Raw genomic sequence first — 18,538 nt, forward strand, 5'->3', positions numbered from 1 at the left:
CTCGCAACTAGAACCGCCAGCGGCGTAGACGGTTCCGTGATCGCGGCGTGATGCAGCACCGTCGCTCGGCCATGGACCCGGCGGCCAGCGTCCTGTCAGACCCGGCGTTCGACCATCATCTTCTTGATCTCGGCAATCGCCTTGGCCGGGTTGAGACCCTTTGGACAGGATTGCGTGCAGTTCATGATGGTGTGGCAGCGGTAGAGCCGGAACGGGTCCTCCAACTCGTCGAGCCGGGCGCCGGTCGCCTCGTCGCGCGAATCGATCAGCCAGCGATAGGCCTGCAGGAGTACGGCGGGGCCGAGATAGCGTTCGCCGTTCCACCAGTAGGAAGGGCAGGACGTCTGACAGCAGAAGCACAGGATGCACTCGTAGAGGCCGTCGAGCTTGGCGCGGTCGTCGTGGCTCTGACGCCATTCCTTCTGCGGCTCGGGCGTCTCGGTCTGCAGCCAGGGTTCGATCGAGCGCAATTGCGCATAGGGCACCGAAAGATCCGGCACGAGATCCTTGATGACCGGCATGTGCGGTAACGGGTAGACCTTGATCGCCCCCTTCACCTCATCCATGCCCTTGGTGCAGGCCAGCGTGTTGGATCCGTCGATGTTCATCGCGCAGGAGCCGCAGATGCCCTCGCGGCAAGAGCGACGCAGTGTCAGCGTCGCGTCGACCTTGTTCTTGATCCACAGGAGCGCGTCGAGGACCATCGGCCCGCAATCGTCCATGTCGACATAAAAGGTATCGAGCCGTGGGTTCTCGCCATCGTCGGGCGACCAGCGGTAGATGCCGAACTCGCGCACATTCGTGGCGTTCGCCGGCTTCGGCCAGACCTTGCCACCGGCAATGCGCGAATTTTTCGGAAGCGTGAGCTCGACCATGGAGATACCCGGTGCCTGTTTGGAATCGGTCGAAACATAGCCAGGTGCACCGCAAAATACCAGTCGCGAATACGCCGCACCCCTTGACCTACCGGGGTTTGCCAGTTTGCACCTGCGAAACGTTTGAAACGGGGCGGCAGGCACGACGCGCCTCCCGCCCATGCTCCGGTTGTCCGTCCGGACCGGAGCGGGGCGCTGCCTACTGCGCCGGCTTTTCGGGCGCGGGCGACGGCGCCACGGGCGTCGCGGCCGGTGGGAAGGCGGGAGCAGGCTTGCTGGCGTCGAAGGTGCCGGTCGCGCAGGCTGCCGAGGTCGCATCCAGAAAGGCGAAGATGACCTGCTGGTCGACCTGCCCCACGCGGCGGTCGGCAAGCATCCTGTCGGCCACAGGGGGCGACACGACGGTCGCGATCATATAGTCGCGCTGCGGATCCGACAGGCGGGTCAGTGCCTCGGTGGCGAGGCACCTGCAGGCCGGCGGTGACATCTCCTTCATCTGGACGGCGCACAGGCCGCTGATCAATTCGATCTGGCCCTCCTTGTCGCCAACACGCGGAATATCGAACTGCTTTTCCGTGACCGCGCCCGGCGTCACGGGAGCCGCGGCGGGCGGTGCCACAGGTGTCGCGCCGGACTGGGCCGAAGCTGGCGCGGCCAGGAGGCTCGCGGCAAAGAGAGCCGGCAGGCCGATACGGATGATTGTATGCATGAAACTCATTCTCCCAAGGAAATCGCGCGACCGTTTCGGGGCCGCTTGTCGGTGTCCCGCCGGGAACCTAGCGTCCGCGGCCTTCCATGGCGAGACTTTGCGTCACCGAATGCCATTTGCGCACAGTGCCCTTCGCAATCCTGTCCAAAGCCGGCAAAATGTGCGCATGCATCATGCTCGCCAGAGATACCAATTCTCAGCAAGGTGCTGATAGGTATCACCTGGCTTCCCTGCTTCGTAAGGATTAAGGACAATCGAGTCCTCAGCGAAACGAACCAATTGGTAACGCCCTCCCCCTAAGGTGGTCGCGTGGTAGTCAGACGGGAACTTTCGGTGACGCGGCCATCCCTCAGCCTGAGATCTCGCCAGCTGCCCTTCTGGCTTCGAACGTGTACGGCGATGATCGTCCTGCTCATCGTCGCATGTGCGTACTGGGTCGAGTTGAGTGCCAAGGAACAGGCGTTGCGCAATGCGGGCGCGCAGGCGGAAACGCTGGCGAAGTCGCTGGCGCATCAGGCCGGCGACACTTTCCAGATGGCCGACCTCGCCCTCATTTCGCTTTCCCGGCTCATCGGCGAGAACGTCCCGACCCGCAATAAGCTGCAGGCGGTCCAGGCCGACATGGCCGAACTCCTGCTGCGTGTTCCCCGCATTCGTGCGCTCGACTATGCCGAGCGGTCGTGTCCGTCAACGTGGTGGAAATTGAGTGTAGCTGAAGCGGCTCCGTTTCAGGCGACTTCGGTGGAAATCTGTTCGGGTTTTGCAGTGTTGCCCATGGCCATGAGGTCGGCCATGGGTTCGGTCTGCATGTAGCGGTTCTGGATCTGCCATTCGTCGTTGGCCTCGAGAAGGACGGCGCCGATGAGCCGGATGATGGATCCCTCGTTCGGGAAGATTCCGACGACGTCGGCACGCCGCTTCACCTCCTTGTTCAGGCGCTCCAGGGAATTCGTCGAATGGATCCGGGTCCGGTGCTGACTGGGAAAATCCATGTGCGCCAGCACGTCGGTCTCGCTGTTGTCGATGAAGGCCCCGAGCTTTGGACACTTTCCCCGAAGCTGGTCGGCGACGTGGCGCAGCGCCTGGCTGGCGCTAGCACGATCGGGCTGGGCGAAGGCTTGGCGCAGCGCGGCCGCCGCCATGCTCTGCTGCGCCTTCGGGACATACGACAGGGCGTTGCGCATCCAATGCACCCGGCAGCGCTGCCAGGAGGCGCTGAACACCCGGCGAATGGCGGCTTTCAGCCCTTCGTGAGCATCCGAGATCACGAGCTTCACGCCGGACAGGCCGCGGCGCACGAGGCTCTTGAGGAAGCTCGACCAAAACGTCTCCGCTTCCGAGGGGCCGATGTGAAGGCCGACGATCTCGCGCTTGCCGTCCGTGTTCACGGCCACGGCGATTATGGCGGCGACCGAAACGATGCGTCCACCCTCGCGCTGCTTCAGGTAGGTCGCATCCAGCCAGAGGTAGGGCCAGTCGCCAGTGAGAGGACGGTCGAGGAAGCCGCCGACGCGTTCGTCGATGTCTTTGCACAGCTTCGATACGGTGCTCTTGCCGATCCCCGACAGCCCCATGGCCTGTACCAGATCGTCGACCCGCCGGGTGGAAACGCCGCTGATCCAAGCTTCCTGAATGACGGCAACCAAGGCCTTCTCCGAGAGCTTTCTCGGCTCCAGGAACGGCGGGAAGTAGCTGCCCTGCCGAAGCTTGGGTATCCGAAGCTGCAACGAGCCGAGCCGCGTGTCGAGCGAGCGGTCGCGGTAGCCATTGCGATAAGTCGCCCGTTCCTGCGTCCGTTCGTGGCGCCCGGCGCCGATCATGCCTTCAACGTCGACCTCCATAAGGAGCTGCATCACGCTCTCGGCTATCGTTCTCAGGAAATCGCCGTCCCCGGCTTTCGCAAAAAGCTCGGCAAGCGGTAGTCTGTCCTCGGTCATCGGGTTCTCCGGTCAGGTTGAAGTCTCGCAACTCCACCTTAGCCGCCCTATCCGGTGACCGCCTCAGCCACACCTTTCAATGTCGGAATTTCCACCACGAGCGCGGACACTACCATGCCGAGCAGTCCGGCTGGCTGCTGGCGACGTCCTCGCCGGCGACGGCCGGCCGCAACATCTCCCGGACCGAACTCTTCAAGAAGATCCGGAAGGCAGACGATCGCGCGCTCGTCATCGGCAATCCGGTGCGTGACCCTGAGACCGGCAGGTGGGACATCGTCGTCGGTCATCGCGTCACGCGGCCCGACGGCAGTTTCGGTGGCATCCTGTCGGCGGCGATCGACGCGTCGTATTTTTCCAACGTCTATGCGACGCTTGCCGGCAGCCAGGGCGGGCATGCCGCGCTGATGTCCCGGGACGGCACGGTCCTTTCACGCTATCCCTTCCTCGCCGACAGGATCGGCACCAAGATTATGGTCTCTCCCAACATCGAGGCCGTCTCCCGGGGAGAATTTTCCGAAAGCATCCGCTCTCCCTCGCCGGTCACCGGCGAAGATCGCCTCCAGGCCTTCTCCGTGGTCGCCGACCAACCGATATACGTCGTCTTCACACTGTCGGTGGATCAGATCCTCGCGTCCTGGCGCAGCGACCTGATGATGCGCCTGCCGATCCTCTTTTGCGTCATCTGCATCGTCGGCGGCGCCGGGCTCCAACTGTCACGCCAGGCCGATCGGCGGCAGGTGGTCGAAGCCGGGCTCGTCGAGCTGTCGCGGACGGACGCGCTGACCGGATTGTTCAATCGCCGCGACTTCAACGAGACCATGCCGCAGTTCTGGACACGCTGCCGTGAAGCCGGGCGCCCGCTGTCGTTGCTGATGATCGACGTCGACTGCTTCAAGCCTTTCAACGACACCTATGGCCATCAGGCAGGCGACACCTGTCTGCAACTCGTCTCCATGGCGGTGCAGCAATGCGTCAGCTCGACCAACGAGCGGGTCATCCGCTACGGCGGCGAGGAGATTGCCGTCATTCTTCCCGATGCCCCGGAGGCCCGTGCCCACAAGCTCGCCGAGGCGATCCGGCGGGCAGTCATAGGTCTGGCGATCCAGCACGAGACCTCGACGGTGACCGACGTCGTCACCGTCAGCATCGGCGCCGCGACCGAAACCTGGAGTTGCCTGCCACGCCAGTCGCCGGGCGAGCTCATCGACGACGCCGACCGGGCGCTCTACCGCGCCAAGATCGGTGGCCGCAACCGGGTTGTGTCGAACGACCAGACAGGGTTCGACGAACTTCCTCCCAAGGCTTCGCTGCGGGTCATCGCCACCGTCTGAGCCTCAGTCGCCCTCGCCTCCGCCCTTGTCCTGGCGATCGCCGCGGGCGACGATCGTCAACGCGGCATCCGGCAGCGGCCGCTGCAGGGCAGAGGCTTCGCTCCAGTCCGCCCGCATCCAGACGTCCATTTCCTCCGGCGTCGTCAGGATCACCGGCATCGCCTTGGGGTGGATGGGGCCGACAACCCCGTTCGGCTCCGAGGTGAGGAAGCCGAACAGCGCGTGCTCTCCCTCCACCGGCGCGGATTTCGGCCCGCGGGTCCCGTGCCAGGTCGTCCACAGACCGGCAAAGACCATCAGTGGCCGGCCGGCGTCGCCGGAGAACCAGGTCGGCGTCTTGCGCGGCTTGGTATCCTCGTATTCGCAGAACGAGGTGAACGGCACCAGGCACCGGCTCTGTGGCCCGAGCCAGCGCCGCCAGTGAGGGCTGCGCGTGTTGCGGATATTGGTGATCGGCGCGCCGCCGAACTGCGGGGGTCCGGGCATGCCCCAACGCATCATCGCGAGCGTCCGCTCCCCCCCGATGGTCGCGACGACCGGCGCGGGATAATCCGGAAAGATCCCGGGCATGACGGGCAGATTGCCGGTCGTGTCACGCATGGCCCGCGTGAAGGCGAGGATCGCCGCCTGGCCCTTGGTCAACGAATAGAGATTGCACATCGCTCACGCTCCGAGGGCGGGCGGCACCGTGCCGCGGAAGAGTTATCAGGCCAAGGCTGGCACTTGGCCTTCCACAGGCCTATAGGAGGAGCAGAAACCCCTTGAAAGATTTTTCCCATGGCTTTGCCCCGCATGACGGCAGAGAGCCGCGCTCTGCTTATCAAGCTCGTCCGTGCTCCCGCCGAACTTCCCGATACCGGCCTCATTCCTGACCTGCGCCAGCTCGGCTTCGTCGAGCGTCTCGACACCCGCTGGTACCCGACCCGCGCCGGCAAGGATTACCTGAAATCCCAGCGCTAGGGGCCGGCGTGCTTTTGCACGCGCAGACATCTCCCTGACTTTTCTACCCAGACATCGGCCCGAAGATCGCTCTCGATTTTCGGGCCGATGGCGTTGCTGCGAAAAGTTGCCACCCGAAGCGCCCGGCGGAACAGGCCGGACCCGGTTTCGCACCATCCGGCGCAGCGAACCTGACGCACGCTCACATCCGCGCGAGGCGTACGTCCGGGTGATGTTCATGACTTGTTCTTATCGCACGACTCGCGCGATAAGCGCCCATGGTCGATTCCCTCGGTGAAGCGCATGATCTCGGATGGACGCTGTGGGTCGCCTGCGCCCATGGCAATCGCGACGGTCTGAAATCGATCCGCGAATGCCGCCAGCGCTACCGGATCGACATGTCCACGCTTCTGTGGACACGCGGGCGTGCCTGTCCGCTCGCGCGGCTGGAGGCTCTGATGCGCTGCCCGCGCTGCGGCAGCCGCACCGTGCGCGTCAGTTTCGTGCCGCCGTCCGGGCGGCGGCACGCGGGCTGAGGGCGCCGCGGCGCCCTGCCATATTTGTCAGTACACCCGCTTCTTCGGCTGGATGTAGTCGATCTCGTTCGACAGCGTGTAGGTGTGCACCGGCCGGTCGTCGAGAGACACCGTCTTGGCCGCCACATCGCAGAACGACAGCGTGTGCTTCATCCAGTTCGCGTCGTCGCGGTCCGGAAAATCCTCGCGGGCGTGCGCTCCGCGCGATTCCTGCCGGGCGAGAGCTGAGTCCATGGTGACCACGGCCTGGGCGATCAGGTTGTCGTATTCCATCGTCTCGACGAGATCGGTGTTCCAGATCAGCGAGCGGTCGGTCGTCTTCACGTCGTCCGAGGCCTGCCAGACCTGATGGATCTTCTGATGCCCCTCTTCCAGGATCTCACCGGTACGGAAGACGGCGCAGTTGGACTGCATGGTCTGCTGCATGCGGTCGCGCAGTTCCGCCGTCGAGGTCGAGCCCTTGGCGTAGCGGAAATGGTCGAGGCGCGTCAGCGAGTTCTCGCCGGCATTGGCGGGCAGCGGCGCATGGCCCTCACCGACTGTCACCGTATCGATGCAGCGCAGCCCCGCCGCGCGGCCGAAGACGACGAGATCGATCAGCGAATTCGAGCCGAGCCGGTTGGCGCCGTGCACGGACACGCAGGCCGCCTCGCCGACGGCCATCAGGCCGGGCACGACGGTGTCGGCATTGCCATCCTTCTTCGTCAGCACCTCGCCGTGATAGTTCGTCGGAATGCCGCCCATGTTGTAATGGACCGTCGGCAGCACCGGGATCGGCTCCCGGGTGACGTCGACGCCGGCAAAAATCTTCGCCGATTCCGAAATGCCGGGCAGGCGCTCGTGCAGGATCGCCGGGTCGAGATGGTCGAGATGCAGGAAGATGTGGTCGTTCTTCTTGCCGACGCCGCGACCGTCGCGGATTTCCATCGTCATGGCGCGGGAGACCACGTCGCGTGACGCGAGATCCTTCGCGGACGGAGCATAGCGCTCCATGAAACGCTCGCCTTCGGAATTGGTGAGATAGCCGCCCTCGCCGCGCGCGCCCTCGGTGATGAGGCAACCGGCGCCGTAGATGCCGGTCGGGTGGAACTGCACGAACTCCATGTCCTGCAGCGGCAGGCCGGCGCGCAGCACCATGGCGTTGCCGTCGCCGGTGCAGGTATGGGCCGAGGTCGCCGAGAAATAGGCCCGGCCATAGCCGCCGGTGGCCAGGATGGTCTTCTTGGCGCGGAAGCGGTGCAGCGTGCCGTCGTCGAGGCAGAGCGCCACGACGCCGCGGCAGGCGCCCTCCTCGTCCATGATGAGGTCGATCGCGAAATACTCGATGAAGAATTCCGAGGAATAGCGCAGCGACTGGCCATAGAGCGTGTGGAGGATGGCGTGGCCGGTCCGGTCGGCGGCGGCGCAGGTGCGCTGCGCGGCCGGGCCGTTGCCGAAATCGGTGGTCATGCCGCCGAAGGGGCGCTGGTAGATCCGGCCGTCCTCGGTGCGCGAGAAGGGCACGCCGAAATGCTCGAGTTCGTAGACGGCGGCCGGTGCCTCGCGCACCAGATATTCGATCGCGTCCTGATCGCCCAGCCAGTCCGACCCCTTGACGGTGTCGTACATGTGCCAGCGCCAGTCGTCCTTGCCCATGTTGCCGAGCGAGGCGGCGACGCCCCCCTGCGCCGCGACGGTGTGCGAGCGCGTCGGAAAGACCTTCGTGATGCAGGCGGTCTTCAGCCCGGCCTGGGCCGCGCCCAGCGTCGCGCGAAGACCCGCGCCGCCGGCGCCGACGACGACGACGTCGAAGGTATGGTCGGTGAATTCATAGGCCTTGCCATTGATCCCGGCGGCACCGCGATGCGGCTGCCCTTCGGGCGCGGGGGCGTTCTTGTGGGTCTCGGCCATGGCTCAGGCTCCAAAGCTCAGTTTCGCGATCGCAAAGAGGCTCGCGCCTGCGACGAGGACCGCAAAGAAGGTGTTGAGGATCTGCAGCGGCACGCGCGACGGGCCGTGGACATAGTCCTCGAGGATCGTCTGCATGCCGAGGCGCATGTGGACCGCGACGGAGATCACCACCAGCGCCATGATCAGCCCGACCAGCGGGTTGCCGAAGGCGAGGCGCACGTCGACATAGGCCTTGTCGTGCAGGGTGACGAGCAGCACCACGAAGGCGGTGATCAGGATGGCATTGGCGATGCCGGTCAGGCGCTGCAGCCAGAAATGGCCGGTGCCTTCCTTGGCGGAGCCGAGGCCGCGAACGCGGCCGAGATCGGTGCGCATTTTCATCAGGACCTCCTAGACGATGACGACCACGATCCACAGGATCGCGGTGAGGGTCAGGGAGCCGGCAAGGGTCGCCAGCGCCAGCTGCGTCGAGGTCTCCTTGTCGAGACCGTGCCCGGTGTCCCAGATGAAATGGCGGATGCCGCCGCACATGTGGTGCAGGAGCGCCCAGCTGTAGCCGAAGAGAAGGATGCGGCCGAGGATCGATCCGAAGAACCAGGAGGCGGTGGCGAAGGCTTCCGGACCGCTCGCGGCGGCGATCAGCCACCAGACGACGAGCAGCGTGCCGACATAGAGCGCCGCGCCCGTGATGCGGTGCAGGATCGACATCGCCATGGTCGGGCGGAATCGGTAGATCGAAAGATGCGGCGATAGCGGCCGCGCGGATTTCAGCTCGGACAACGGTGCCTCCTGTCCCTGGTATGTCTCCGCCCCACACCGCACGGGGCGACAGGACCGACGAACTTGCCTGACGTAAGGCGTATCGCAACTGCGAAAGCAAGACCCATTCTAAGGAACGAGCCGGCCTCCGGGGGCCTAATCGATTAGCGCGACTTTTTGACCTGCCGCCCCGCGCGGGGACCGCCTGCCCATCTCGGCCCCGCCCCCGTGCCGCTGACGATGTGCCCGGGGAATGGCAGGGAGCGATCAGCGATCGATAAAGCGAATCACATAGCTCGCCCAGTCCGCCGGCTCGGCGATGCGCTGGTAGAGCTGACTGCCGTTTTCGGGATTGCGCGGCGCGTGCAGCACGAGTTTCGACCAGCCGCGCGCATCCGACTCCTCGGCAAGAAGATCGACCATCGCCCGGGCAATGCCCTTGCGGCGCTGGCGCTGCTCGACGAAAATGTGATCGGCGAGGCCCGAGCGCATGCCCGTCCAGGGATCGGGCAGATCGTAGAAGATCAGGAAGCCGACGAGCTCTCCCCCCAGCCGCGCGCCGAGGACCTCCGCCGTTCGATCCTGCAGGAGCTGCTCGGCATAGACCTTGTCCGGTGCCCCCGGCGCCCCGCGAAACACCGCCTGGTTATAGGCGGCGAGCAGAGGCGCGAGATCGCGCGCATCCTTCAGGCGCAGAAGCTGGATGTCGATATCGGGCTGCGGGACCGGTTCCATGGCTTGGATGTCGCGCGGAACGGGGTGGGGGTCAAGGGAGAGGGCTCGACGCCGATGCGCGTTTCTCCCCACCAGGGTGGGGACAGCCGGCAGGCCAGAGGTAGGTGAGACCCGTCCTGACGCGGGTTCCCTCATCCGGTCCTTCGGGCCATCTTCCCCCCGGAGGGGAGAAGAACCGGCCGAGCCTGGGGGTCGGCGCTACTCCCAATCCCGGACATCGACGAAGCGCCCGGCGATCGCCGCCGCCGCCGCCATCGCCGGCGAGACCAGATGCGTCCGGCCCTTGAAGCCCTGCCGGCCCTCGAAGTTGCGGTTCGAGGTCGAGGCGCAGCGCTCCTCGGGAGCGAGGCGGTCCTCGTTCATGCCAAGGCACATCGAGCAGCCCGGCTCGCGCCAGTCGAAACCGGCGGCGATGAAGATCTTGTCGAGCCCTTCCGCCTCCGCCTGGCCCTTCACCAGGCCCGAGCCCGGCACGATCATCGCCGAGACGCTGCCTGCGACGGTGCGGCCCTCGACGATCTTGGCGACGGCCCGGAGATCCTCGATCCGGCCGTTCGTGCAGGAGCCGATGAAGACCCGGTCGACGGCGATGTCGGTCATTCTCGTGCCCGGCGTCAGGCCCATATATTCCAGCGCCCGCTGCTTGGACGCGCGCTTGTTCTCGTCCTCGATGACCGCGGGATCGGGCACGACGCCGTCGACGGCGACGACGTCCTCGGGCGAGGAGCCCCAGGAGACGATTGGCGGCAGGGCCGCGGCATCGAGCCGGACGACGCGGTCGAAATGCGCGCCCTCATCGGATTTCAGCGTCCGCCAGTAGGCCAGCGCCTTCTCGAAATTCTCGCCCTTCGGGGCGCGCGGACGCCCTTCGACATAGGCGAAGGTGGTCTCGTCCGGGGCGATCAGGCCGGCACGGGCCCCCGCCTCGATCGACATGTTGCAGATCGTCATCCGCCCTTCCATCGACAGCGCGCGAATGGCCTCGCCGGCATATTCGATGACGTAGCCGGTGCCGCCGGCAGTGCCGATCTCGCCGATGATGGCGAGGATGATGTCCTTGGCGGTGACGCCCGGCGGCAGCGTTCCGTTCACCTCGACCAGCATGTTCTTCGCCTTCGCCTGGATCAGCGTCTGCGTTGCCAGCACGTGCTCGACCTCGGACGTGCCGATGCCGTGCGCCAGGGCGCCGAAGGCACCGTGCGTCGAGGTGTGGCTGTCGCCGCAGACGATGGTCATGCCCGGAAGCGTGAAACCCTGCTCGGGCCCGATGATGTGGACGATGCCCTGGCGCCGGTCGGCCTGGTCGAAATATTCGATGCCGAAATCGGCGGCGTTCTTCGCCAACGTCTCGACCTGCAGCCGGCTCTCCGGATTCTTGATGCCCAGCGTCCGGTCAGGCGCGGTCGAGACATTGTGGTCGACGACAGCCAGCGTCTTCTCGGGATGGCGGACCTTTCGCCCGGCGACGCGCAGTCCCTCGAAGGCCTGCGGACTGGTCACCTCGTGCACGAGGTGGCGGTCGATATACATCAGCGCGCCGCCGTCGCGCTCGTCGACGAGGTGCTCGTCCCAGATCTTGTCGTAGAGTGTGCGGGGTTGGGTCATGGATCGTGTCCTGGCAGCCGGCATGTCCGGAATCGGGGATGGGCGAATACGGGTCGCGGACCGCGAAGCGGCGCGCAGCGTTTCAGCCGAGAAAGCCCCTGCCCTGGATCAAACGGTAGAAAAATCGCCCGGGCAGCCGCGTCCGATCGTCGAGCGGGCTGAAGCCCAGCGTCGTCGGCAAACGGGTGGTCGTGGCGAGAGACGGCGTCATGTCGCCAAAATAGCAGCCCGGGACAGGCCGTTCAATGAGGCAGCGCGAAGCATTGTTCGGCGGCGGCGCCCTCCGCATGTCTCCAACGCCGCTTCGCCGACGACCGCAATCCGTGGCCGGCGTATGATTATCACCACGCCGTGACAATCCCTTGATAAGGTTCGCTTTCTCCTGCCTTTGCATCCGCATGCGTAGCCAGCACCGCGCAATGCGCGGAACGGCCCTCAAGACCAGCGCTTGTTTCTGCGAAAACCTGAAACGGAGCAGACTCATGTTTATGCGAATCGACAAGCTACAGGCCGAGTTGCCCGCACCGAAGCGCGCGGACCCGAATGCCGCCGCGGCATTGCAGGAACTGCTCGGCGGCAAGTACGGGGAGATGTCGACCCTCGGCAACTACATGTTCCAGAGCTTCAACTTCCGGTCGAAGGAAAAGCTGAAGCCGTTCTACAGCCTCGTCGCCTCGATCACCGCCGAGGAGCTCGGCCATGTCGAGCTGGTCTCCAACGGCGTCGCCATGCTCAACAACGGCCCGGACAAGCCGCACGGCGACGAGGGCGACGGCGGCGACATTTCCGGCGCGCCTTTCGAGGACATGAAGGATATCCGCCTCGCCGCGGCCTTCCTCTCCGGCGGCGGCGGCGCGATGCCGGTCAATTCCAACGGCGCACCCTGGAACAACGATTTCATCACCACCACGGGCAATGTCGTCGTCGATCTCCTGCACAACTTCCATCTCGAATGCGGCGCACGCCTCCACAAGCTGCGCGTCTACGAGACGCTGACCGATCCGACCGGCCGCGAGGTCTGCGGCTATCTCCTCGTCCGCGGCTCGGTTCACGCCCACGCCTATGCGCTGGCGCTGGAAAAGATTACCGGCGTCAAGATCAAGGATTTCCTGCCGACGCCGAACATCGACCTGTCGAAGATCCCGGAATGCCAGAAATATCTCGACGAGGGCTCGCATCGCCGGCTCTACACCTTCAGCCCGAACGACTACAAGGAGATGGCCGGCATCTGGGGCAATGGCGAAGTCGCCCTGCCAAACGATCCCCCCGGCGAACTGGAAGTCGTCGAAGGCCATCCGGACGGCGGCAAGATCCACCAGCTGACCGGCGTTCCCTCGGCCTTCACGCCGGACTACGCGCCGGAAGAAATGTTCGAGATCGCCTCGAAGCTCTACAAGAAGTCGCGCTGACCGCTGACGGTTGCCGTTGACGCGGCTCATCGGAACAGGCGCCCCTTCCGGAGAGGGCGGCGCCCGTTCCGTTTGGGCCCTCTTCCGCGACTGGAACAATCGGGCCGCGATCGGATACGCCGGCTTATCTAGTGCCGAAGACGTCCCACGGATCTCCCGACCATAAAAAAAGCGGCCCGAAGGCCGCTTTTCCAAAAATCATGCCGGAAGGCCGATTTACTCGGACGCGGCTTCCTTGGCAGCGGCTTCCGCCGCTTCCTTCGAAGCCAGCTCCGCGGCGGCGGCAGCGTCGAGCGCGGCCTGACGCGTCGCAGCCTTCTCGGCCTCGGCCTTGGCCTTTTCGCCGATCACCACCTGGCGGGCGTCGTCGTTCAGCTTGCGGGCGCGAACATTCGTCGCCTCGACGATACGGGCCGACTTGCCGCGGCGATCGCGCAGGTAATAGAGCTTGGCCCGCCGGACACGGCCACGGCGCACGACCTCGACGCCCTCGACCATCGGCGAGTACATCGGGAAGACGCGCTCGACGCCCTCGCCGTAGGAGATCTTGCGAACGGTGAAGTTCTCCTGGATGCCGGCGCCGGAGCGGGCGATGCACACGCCTTCATAGGCCTGCACGCGGGTACGGGTGCCCTCGGTCACGCGCACGTTGACGCGCAGCGTATCGCCGGGGGAAAAAGTGGGGAAAGTCCGAACAGCCCCGATGCGGGCGATTTCGGCAGCGTTCAGTTCCGAAATGATATCCATGGCGCGAGCCTCTCTTCGTTTCATGCCGGCTCCGCCGGTCATGGCCGTCTGTACGGTCAAGTTATTCTGAGGAACAGGGTCGCCTTACACCGATCCCGCGGGATTGTCGAGACGGCACGGACGGAATCAGTCGAGACTTCGGGTTGTGAAGGCGGAAGGCCTCGATTATGGCTCGGGGGTCGGGAAGTCCGACCGCCCTGCGCCCACCCGAAGGCCTCTCCATGACCCTCCTGTCCGTCGCCCTCCTGTTCCTGGCAGGATTCTTTTCCGGCGCGATCAATGCGGTCGCCGGTGGGGGCACCTTCATCTCCTTCGGCGCGCTGACGCTGCTCGGCATGCCGCCGATCACGGCCAACGCCACCTCCTCGATTGCGCAGTTTCCGGGCTACGTCACCTCGACGCTGGCTTACTGGAGCGACATCCGGCGGATGTGGCGGAGCGCGCTCGTGCTGGCTCTCGTCTCGGTCGTCGGCTCGGGCCTCGGCGCGCTGGTCCTGTTGTCGCTCGACAATCCCCAGTTCGAGGCCCTGGTGCCCTGGCTCCTTCTCGGCGCGACGGCGATCTTTGCCGCCGGTCCCTGGCTGAAGCCGAAGCCACGGCCCGGCACCGAGCCCACCAGCGCATCGCCCGTCGCCGGCCCCATCGCGCAGTTCGTCACGGCGATCTATGGCGGTTTCTTCGGCGCCGGCATGGGCATCATGATGCTGGCGACGCTCGGCCTCACGCAGGCCGGCGACTACCATCGCCTGAACGCTCTCAAAAACCTGCTCGCCATCGTCATCGCCGCCGTGGCGATCGTCGTCTTCATCGCCGGCGACGCGATCAGCTGGCCCGGCGCCCTCGCAATGATCCCCGGCGTCGCGCTCGGCGGCTATGCCGGCGTCTGGGCCGCCAAGCGTGTTCCCCAGACCGTGGTGCGCGGCATCGTCATCGCCGTCGGCCTGTTTCTTGCCGGCTACTATTTCATCAAGAGCTGAGAAAGACAGGGCTCTCCGCTTCAGTCTCTGCCGCCCCGCAGAAGATCCGGCCGCCGCTCTCTCGTCAGGCGTTCCGCCTCGGCCCGGCGCCACCGCTCGACCGCCCCATGGTCGCCCGACGTCAGCACGGCCGGGATCGGGCGCCCCTCCCACTCCGCCGGACGGGTATAGTGGGGATGCTCCAGCATCCCGGTCTCGAAGCTTTCGGTCTCGCCGGACTGGGCATTGCCCATGACGCCCGGCAACAGACGGATCACCGCGTCGAGGAGCACCAGGGCGGCGATCTCGCCGCCCGAAAGCACGTAATCGCCGACCGACACCTCGGTAAGGCCGCGGCCCTCGATCACCCGCTCGTCGACGCCCTCGAAGCGACCGCAGACGATCAACACGCCCTCTCCTTCGCTGATCCGGCGCACGACGGCCTGATCGAGCGGCCGCCCGCGCGGGCTCATCAGGAGGCGCGGCCGCCTGTCTCCCGCGGGCGACGCGTGGTCGATCGCCCGGGCCAGCACGTCGGCCCTCAGCACCATGCCAGCGCCACCGCCGGACGGCGTGTCGTCGACCATGCGGTGGCGCCCTTCGGCAAAGTCGCGGATCTGCACCGTCTCGATCGCGGCATCCCCCCGTTCCAGCGCGCGTCCCGCCAGCGACAGGCCGAGCGGCCCCGGAAACATCTCGGGATAGAGGGTCAGAACGCTGGCACGAAAGCTCATGGCCGGCCCTTGGGCTCTTTATCCACATCGCCCCGATTCACATCGCCCTGCGCCTCGCCGACGGAGGGATTACCATCGAACGTTTCGCCATCGGGCGCGGAGCCGAAAGCCCCGTCGAGGCCGCCCCCTCCGCCTTCGCCACCCAGATCGTCGTCGTCGTCATCTACCGAGACCAGTCCCGCCGCCAGCGGCTCGACCAGCATCACGCCGTGTTCCATGTCGATCTCCGGCACGGCCGCCTCTGAAAACGGGATCATCACGGTCGCGCCCCGGGCCGGGCGAATCTCGATCACCTCGCCGGCACCGAAATCGTGGAAGGCGATCACCACGCCCACCGTCTCGCCGGCCACCGTCACGGCGTCGAGGCCGATGAGATCGGCCTGGTAGAATTCGTCCGGGTCGTCCTCCGGCAGTGCCGACCGGTCGACAAAGAGCTCTGTGCCGTTCAGTCGCTCCGCCTGGTCGCGGTCGGTCACCTCGGCGATCGACACGACGACGACGTTCTTCTGGATACGCGCCGAGCGCGGCGTGTAGGCATTGCCCTTGGCGTCGAACAGCGGGCCATAGGCCCTGATGTCGCGGGGATCCTCGGTGAAGGATTTCACCCTCACCTCCCCCTTGATGCCGTGGGCCCCGCCGATGACGCCGAGGAGAATGGGATTTTCGGGGGCTTTGGGCAAAGGGATCACCGGGAAGAGAAGCATTGGCAAGGGGTCTGGAAGGAAGCGGCGCTAAGGTCAAGCCGTCTGGCGCTGGCCATCGTGCGCCGGAGTGCAGACCTCCCTGCGAGAACCGCAACACCCGCACCGCGCCGGTTCGCTCTCACGCGGACGAAGGCCACCGCACGCGCCCCAGACGGCGCTCCGGCCGCGGCAAAGTCGGGGATTTTGGCCTGACGCGGATTGGAATGATGTTTTTGGGGGTTGACTATGTGTTGGGAACGCAAACAGCCCCGTCGCGGGTTCGACGGGGCTGTTTGGTTTGTGTTTTGTTGGGTATGTGATGAGATTTCTTGTCATTTGCAGACCTGGCGGCGACCGACTTTCCCGCGTCTTGAGACGAAGTATCATGGGCGCTGGAGCGTTTCACGGCCGAGTTCGGAATGGGATCGGGTGCAGCCGCTCCGCTAGAACCACCAGGTCAGCGAATGGCAAGATGAAGCTGGAGTTTGTTTCAGGGGGCTCACGCCAGCCGGGTAAAGACCCGGCCGTCTCCGCTGGGGCGGGCCAGTTGGCCCGACGCCCGGTCGGGCTACCAAGGGGCGCCCCTTTCGGGAAAGCCGCGGTAGTAGCTGAGTTCTGGAAGGCCTCTGCAGGGAGGCCGTTTGGATTGGAATGAGAACCGTCTCTTTTCAGCGGCAACAGGCTGGCCGCCCGTAGGACGACCGTCCGTCGGATTGCCATGGCAATCCGCGCCAGCGCAGACGACTTGTCCGTGACAAGTCGGCGTGAGCGCCTCGAGACAAACCAATGTTCACACCCCTTTGGGGGTGAACATTGGCGAATGGGAATGATCAAGCCGATCGGGCGATTAGTACCGGTAAGCTTCAAGCATTACTGCTCGTCCACACCCGGCCTATCAACGTGGTGGTCTACCACGGCCCTGATAGGGAGCACTCGTTTTGAGGTTAGTTTCCCGCTTAGATGCCTTCAGCGGTTATCTAGTCCGTACATAGCTACCCTGCACTGCGGCTGGCGCCACAACAGGTCCACCAGAGGTACGTCCATCCCGGTCCTCTCGTACTAGGGACAGATCCTCTCAATACTCCTACACCCACGGCAGATAGGGACCGAACTGTCTCACGACGTTCTGAACCCAACTCACGTACCGCTTTAAATGGCGAACAGCCATACCCTTGGGACCTGCTCCAGCCCCAGGATGCGATGAGTCGACATCGAGGTGCCAAACAACCCCGTCGATATGGACTCTTGGGGGTCATCAGCCTGTTATCCCCGGCGTACCTTTTATCCGTTGAGCGATGGCCCTTCCACGCGGGACCACCGGATCACTATGACCGACTTTCGTCTCTGCTCGACATGTACGTCTCGCAGTCAGGCGGGCTTATGCCATTGCACTCGACGACCGATTTCCGACCGGTCTGAGCCCACCATCGCGCGCCTCCGTTACTCTTTGGGAGGCGACCGCCCCAGTCAAACTACCCACCATACACTGTCCCGGATCCGGATAACGGACCGCGGTTAGACATCCATGACGATAAGGGTGGTATTTCAAGGATGGCTCCACACGAGCTGGCGCCCATGCTTCAAAGCCTACCACCTATCCTACACATGCCGACACGAATGCCAGTGTAAAGCTATAGTAAAGGTGCACGGGGTCTTTCCGTCTGACCGCAGGAACCCCGCATCTTCACGGGGAATTCAATTTCACTGAGTCTATGCTGGAGACAGCGGGGAAGTCGTTACGCCATTCGTGCAGGTCGGAACTTACCCGACAAGGAATTTCGCTACCTTAGGACCGTTATAGTTACGGCCGCCGTTTACTGGGGCTTCATTTCAGAGCTTGCACCCCTCCACTTAACCTTCCAGCACCGGGCAGGCGTCAGACCCTATACGTCGTCTTGCGACTTCGCAGAGCCCTGTGTTTTTGGTAAACAGTCGCTACCCCCTGGTCTGTGCCACCCCCACCCACTTGCGTACATGGGGGTCACGCTTCTTCCGAAGTTACGCGTGCAATTTGCCGAGTTCCTTCAGCATAGTTCTCTCAAGCGCCTTGGTATACTCTACCAGTCCACCTGTGTCGGTTTAGGGTACGGTCTATACGGTGGGGCTATTTCCTGGAACCGCTTCACCGCAGGATCAATCCAATAAGACCCTACGATACACGCGATCCGTCACTCTCCACCAGGCCCACGATTATTAACGTGGTTCCCATCGACTACGCCTTTCGGCCTCGCCTTAGGGGCCGGCTAACCCTGCTCAGATTAACTTTAAGCAGGAACCCTTGGACTTTCGGCGAGGGTGTCTCTCACACCCTTTATCGTTACTCATGTCAGCATTCTCACTTCCCATACCTCCAGCAGCCCTCACGGGTCCGCCTTCACAGGCCTAGGGAACGCTCCGCTACCACTGACGAATTCCGTAGAATTCTGTCAATCCACAGCTTCGGTGCATGGCTTTAGCCCCGTTACATTTTCGGCGCAAAGACCCTTAATTAGACCAGTGAGCTGTTACGCTTTCTTTAAATGATGGCTGCTTCTAAGCCAACATCCTGGTTGTTTTGGGATCTTCACATCCTTTCCCACTTAGCCATGACTTGGGGACCTTAGATGGTGGTCAGGGTTGTTTCCCTCTCCACGACGGACGTTAGCACCCGCCGTGTGTCTGCCGACTAGTACTCCCCGGTATTCGGAGTTTGA

The 18,538-nt window shown here is 64.4% G+C and carries 18 protein-coding genes, 2 rRNA genes and 1 pseudogene (1 of these 21 only partly in view); 6 read left to right on the forward strand and 15 right to left on the reverse strand.

Features of this window, described 5'->3' with window-relative positions:
* Positions 1-95: 95 nt before the first annotated feature.
* Both Sa4125_RS20780 and Sa4125_RS20785 read right to left on the reverse strand, forming a co-directional pair.
* On the reverse strand, positions 96-875 hold the full coding sequence (locus tag Sa4125_RS20780; RefSeq protein ID WP_224001242.1) for a succinate dehydrogenase iron-sulfur subunit: 780 nt from the start codon (positions 873-875) through the stop codon (positions 96-98).
* 199 nt (positions 876-1,074) lie between these two features.
* The gene (locus Sa4125_RS20785; RefSeq protein WP_224001244.1) at positions 1,075-1,584 is read right to left on the reverse strand and encodes a hypothetical protein; all 510 of its coding nucleotides are present in this window, start codon (positions 1,582-1,584) and stop codon (positions 1,075-1,077) included.
* 399 nt (positions 1,585-1,983) lie between these two features.
* Here Sa4125_RS20785 and Sa4125_RS20790 point away from each other — a divergent pair, with 399 nt between their 5' ends.
* Positions 1,984-2,397, forward strand: coding sequence for a hypothetical protein (locus Sa4125_RS20790; RefSeq protein WP_224001246.1), 414 nt, complete (start codon positions 1,984-1,986; stop codon positions 2,395-2,397).
* On the opposite strand, the gene Sa4125_RS20795 is transcribed toward Sa4125_RS20790, so the two are convergent.
* On the reverse strand, positions 2,313-3,521 hold the full coding sequence (locus Sa4125_RS20795; protein ID WP_223998301.1) for an IS256 family transposase: 1,209 nt from the start codon (positions 3,519-3,521) through the stop codon (positions 2,313-2,315). The genes Sa4125_RS20790 and Sa4125_RS20795 overlap by 85 nt on opposite strands.
* A 17-nt stretch (positions 3,522-3,538) precedes the next feature.
* Between Sa4125_RS20795 and Sa4125_RS20800 the strand changes: the two genes are divergently transcribed.
* Complete coding sequence (locus tag Sa4125_RS20800; protein WP_224001248.1) at positions 3,539-4,852, forward strand: GGDEF domain-containing protein; 1,314 nt, start codon at positions 3,539-3,541, stop codon at positions 4,850-4,852.
* Positions 4,853-4,855: 3 nt separating this feature from the next.
* Here Sa4125_RS20800 and Sa4125_RS20805 read toward each other — a convergent pair whose 3' ends face one another.
* Positions 4,856-5,512 (reverse strand): SOS response-associated peptidase family protein, encoded by a 657-nt coding sequence (locus tag Sa4125_RS20805; RefSeq protein WP_224001250.1) that lies wholly within the window; start codon positions 5,510-5,512, stop codon positions 4,856-4,858.
* A 117-nt stretch (positions 5,513-5,629) separates the two neighbouring features.
* On the opposite strand from Sa4125_RS20805, the gene Sa4125_RS20810 reads away from it, so the two are divergent.
* Complete coding sequence (locus tag Sa4125_RS20810; protein WP_224001252.1) at positions 5,630-5,812, forward strand: hypothetical protein; 183 nt, start codon at positions 5,630-5,632, stop codon at positions 5,810-5,812.
* 257 nt (positions 5,813-6,069) lie between these two features.
* Complete coding sequence (locus Sa4125_RS20815) at positions 6,070-6,327, forward strand: hypothetical protein (RefSeq protein ID WP_224001254.1); 258 nt, start codon at positions 6,070-6,072, stop codon at positions 6,325-6,327.
* Positions 6,328-6,354: 27 nt separating this feature from the next.
* Here the strand turns inward: Sa4125_RS20815 and sdhA are convergent, their stop codons facing one another.
* The 6 genes from sdhA to Sa4125_RS24250 all read right to left on the reverse strand — a co-directional run bounded on the left by sdhA (position 6,355) and on the right by Sa4125_RS24250 (position 11,527).
* Positions 6,355-8,217, reverse strand: coding sequence for a succinate dehydrogenase flavoprotein subunit (sdhA, locus tag Sa4125_RS20820; RefSeq protein WP_224001256.1), 1,863 nt, complete (start codon positions 8,215-8,217; stop codon positions 6,355-6,357).
* Positions 8,218-8,220: 3 nt separating this feature from the next.
* Positions 8,221-8,598, reverse strand: a complete 378-nt coding sequence (sdhD, locus tag Sa4125_RS20825) for a succinate dehydrogenase, hydrophobic membrane anchor protein (protein WP_224001258.1) — start codon at positions 8,596-8,598, stop codon at positions 8,221-8,223.
* Between the two features lie 9 nt (positions 8,599-8,607).
* Positions 8,608-8,997, reverse strand: coding sequence for a succinate dehydrogenase, cytochrome b556 subunit (gene sdhC / locus Sa4125_RS20830; RefSeq protein ID WP_224001260.1), 390 nt, complete (start codon positions 8,995-8,997; stop codon positions 8,608-8,610).
* Positions 8,998-9,243: 246 nt separating this feature from the next.
* Complete coding sequence (locus tag Sa4125_RS20835; protein ID WP_224001263.1) at positions 9,244-9,711, reverse strand: GNAT family N-acetyltransferase; 468 nt, start codon at positions 9,709-9,711, stop codon at positions 9,244-9,246.
* 198 nt (positions 9,712-9,909) lie between these two features.
* On the reverse strand, positions 9,910-11,316 hold the full coding sequence (leuC, locus tag Sa4125_RS20840) for a 3-isopropylmalate dehydratase large subunit (RefSeq protein ID WP_224001265.1): 1,407 nt from the start codon (positions 11,314-11,316) through the stop codon (positions 9,910-9,912).
* Between the two features lie 82 nt (positions 11,317-11,398).
* Positions 11,399-11,527 (reverse strand): hypothetical protein, encoded by a 129-nt coding sequence (locus tag Sa4125_RS24250; RefSeq protein ID WP_267461345.1) that lies wholly within the window; start codon positions 11,525-11,527, stop codon positions 11,399-11,401.
* 271 nt (positions 11,528-11,798) lie between these two features.
* Here Sa4125_RS24250 and Sa4125_RS20845 point away from each other — a divergent pair, with 271 nt between their 5' ends.
* A complete protein-coding gene (locus Sa4125_RS20845; protein ID WP_224001267.1) occupies positions 11,799-12,725 on the forward strand; it encodes a manganese catalase family protein in 927 nt (308 codons plus the stop codon).
* Between the two features lie 216 nt (positions 12,726-12,941).
* On the opposite strand, the gene rplS is transcribed toward Sa4125_RS20845, so the two are convergent.
* Positions 12,942-13,472: a 50S ribosomal protein L19 gene (rplS, locus tag Sa4125_RS20850; RefSeq protein ID WP_224001269.1), complete on the reverse strand. Its 531-nt coding sequence runs from the start codon at positions 13,470-13,472 to the stop codon at positions 12,942-12,944.
* Positions 13,473-13,693: 221 nt separating this feature from the next.
* On the opposite strand from rplS, the gene Sa4125_RS20855 reads away from it, so the two are divergent.
* The gene (locus tag Sa4125_RS20855; protein ID WP_224001271.1) at positions 13,694-14,449 is read left to right on the forward strand and encodes a sulfite exporter TauE/SafE family protein; all 756 of its coding nucleotides are present in this window, start codon (positions 13,694-13,696) and stop codon (positions 14,447-14,449) included.
* A gap of 20 nt (positions 14,450-14,469) precedes the next feature.
* Here Sa4125_RS20855 and trmD read toward each other — a convergent pair whose 3' ends face one another.
* From trmD to Sa4125_RS20875, 4 genes and pseudogenes are all read right to left on the reverse strand, one after another.
* Positions 14,470-15,162 carry a tRNA (guanosine(37)-N1)-methyltransferase TrmD gene (gene trmD / locus Sa4125_RS20860; protein ID WP_224001273.1) on the reverse strand — a complete coding sequence of 231 codons (693 nt, stop codon included), beginning with the start codon at positions 15,160-15,162 and terminating at the stop codon, positions 14,470-14,472.
* Positions 15,163-15,308: 146 nt separating this feature from the next.
* Positions 15,309-15,842, reverse strand: a pseudogene (gene rimM / locus Sa4125_RS20865) (ribosome maturation factor RimM); the annotation flags it as partial.
* A gap of 345 nt (positions 15,843-16,187) precedes the next feature.
* Positions 16,188-16,302: ribosomal RNA gene (rrf, locus tag Sa4125_RS20870) — 5S ribosomal RNA — on the reverse strand.
* Between the two features lie 369 nt (positions 16,303-16,671).
* Positions 16,672-18,538 (reverse strand): 23S ribosomal RNA (locus Sa4125_RS20875) (it continues 962 nt past the right edge of the window).

Source organism: Aureimonas sp. SA4125 (assembly GCF_019973775.1).
In the GTDB taxonomy this organism is placed as follows: domain Bacteria; phylum Pseudomonadota; class Alphaproteobacteria; order Rhizobiales; family Rhizobiaceae; genus Plantimonas.